This is a genomic window from Novosphingobium sp. PhB55 (genome assembly GCF_004368805.1).
Taxonomy (GTDB): Bacteria; Pseudomonadota; Alphaproteobacteria; order Sphingomonadales; family Sphingomonadaceae; genus Novosphingobium.
In genome coordinates, this window is sequence record NZ_SODQ01000027.1 from 1 (window position 1) to 1,343 (window position 1,343).

The 1,343-nt window shown below is 60.0% G+C and carries 1 protein-coding gene; it reads right to left on the reverse strand.

Annotation, left to right across the window (positions count from 1 at the left end; translation table 11 throughout):
• Window positions 1-1,343: sulfatase-like hydrolase/transferase (locus EDF57_RS25340; RefSeq protein ID WP_166675408.1), on the reverse strand; the 1,343-nt coding region annotated here is incomplete at both ends.

Sequence of the window (1,343 nt, forward strand, 5' to 3'; positions counted from 1 at the left end):
GGCGGCGACGCCGCATCGGGGACCGCGATCGTGCCCGGGAAATACGTCATCTCGTCGCGACCACGCACGAGGCTGGGCCGGCCCATCAGTTCGGAGTTGAATCTCTCCGTTGCGCGCCAGTCGAGCGGGAGGACATTGTATTTTGCAGCCTCTACCCACCACATGTCCTGAAGTTGACGCAGCTTCTCCGGGAATTTCGCTGCAAGGTCATTGGCCTGGGAGAAGTCCTCTTCGATATTGTAGAGTTCCCAGACCTGTTTGTCGGGGTCCCATTCCCCGCGGTTGGATTCCCAGGGTACGAATGATGGCGCGGAAGCCATCCATCCGTCGTGGTAAAGCCCGCGGTTGCAACCCAGTTCGAAATATTGCGTCCTGCGCGTCTCGGGGGCTTTCGCGTCGGTGAGTGCGGCGGCGAAGCTGACCCCCTCGATCGGCTTCTGCTTCACACCGTTCAATTCGCTTGGCGCGGTGATTCCGCATATATCGTAAAGTGTCGGCACCAGGTCGATCGTGTGAACAAACTGGTTGCGCAGTGCGCCCTTGTCCTTGATCTTCGCCGGCCACGAGATGATCATCGGGTTGCGGGTGCCGCCGAAGTGCGAGGCAACCTGCTTGGTCCACTGGAACGGCGTGTTCATCGCGTGCGCCCAGGCCGACGGGAAATGGTTGAAGTGCTTCGGGCCGCCGAGATCGTCGATGGCCTTGATATTGTCCTCCCATTTCTCGGAAATGCCGTTGAAGAACAGGTTTTCGCACAGCGAGCCTTCAAGTCCGCCCTCTGCACTGGAGCCGTTGTCGCCCGCGATGTAGACGAAAATCGTATTCTCGCCGCCGGGTAGCGCCTTACAAGCGTCGACCACGCGGCCAAGCTCGTAATCGCAGTGGGCGCCATAGCCTGCGAACACTTCCATCATGCGCGCGTATAGCCGCTTCTGATCGGCATTGAGCGAATCCCACGCGGGCAGGCCCTTGGACCTTTCGGTGAGTTGGGTGTCCTTTGGCACGACGCCAAGCTTCTTCTGACGCTCCAGCGTCAGTTCCCGGTATTTGTCCCAGCCTTCATCGAACTGGCCCTTGAATTTGTCCGCCCACTTGCTCCAGATGTGGTGTGGGGCATGGGTGGCGCCAGTGGCCACATAGAGGAAGTAAGGCCGCGTCGCCGCGATGCTGCTCGTCTGGCGCACCCAGGCGATGGCCTTGTCGGCAATATCGGTGGTGAGGTGATACTCGGGATCGGCAGATCGGGGGACGAGGTTGCGGTTCTCGTACAGGATCGGATCCCAATGGTTCATGTCACCCGCGTTGAACCCGTAGAAATAATCGAAGCCGAGGCCGTTGGCCCA